The sequence below is a fragment of the Tenacibaculum soleae genome, from assembly GCF_001693415.1.
Lineage (GTDB): Bacteria > Bacteroidota > Bacteroidia > Flavobacteriales > Flavobacteriaceae > Polaribacter > Polaribacter soleae.
The window spans coordinates 1-601 of record NZ_MAKX01000040.1 but is presented as its reverse complement, the minus strand read 5'-3'; the positions used below and the strand labels follow the sequence as shown (position 1 = coordinate 601).

The 601-nt window shown below is 40.7% G+C and carries 1 protein-coding gene; it reads right to left on the bottom strand.

What is annotated here, in order from left to right:
• Positions 1-601 (bottom strand): PKD domain-containing protein (locus BA195_RS14480; RefSeq protein WP_245662359.1); only part of this gene is annotated, 601 nt, incomplete at both ends.

The window sequence follows — 601 nt, the reverse complement described above, 5'->3', positions numbered from 1 at the left end:
TATCTATTGTTCCATCTGCAGTTGTCCAGGCATAACTTAAAACTCCTTGACCTGTTGATCCTGATCCATCTAAGGTTAATGTAGTTGTTCCACATGTTAACTCTGCAGTTGATCCTGCTTCTGCTGTTGGTGCTAAAACATCTTCTGTTATCACAACTGTATCTGCTACACTTGAACATCCGTTGTCTGCATCTGTTACTATTAATGAGTATGTTCCTGCTGCACTTACTACTGGACTAGCTGTATTTGCTCCACTATCTATTGTTCCATCTGCAGTTGTCCAGGCATAACTTAAAACTCCTTGACCTGTTGATCCTGATCCATCTAAGGTTAATGTAGTTGTTCCRCATGTTAACTCTGCAGTTGATCCTGCTTCTGCTGTTGGTGCTAAAACATCTTCTGTTATCACAACTGTATCTGCTACACTTGAACATCCGTTGTCTGCATCTGTTACTATTAATGAGTATGTTCCTGCTGCACTTACTACTGGACTAGCTGTATTTGCTCCACTATCTATTGTTCCATCTGCTGTTGTCCAGGCATAACTTAAAACTCCTTGACCTGTTGATCCTGATCCATCTAAGGTTAATGTAGTTGTTCC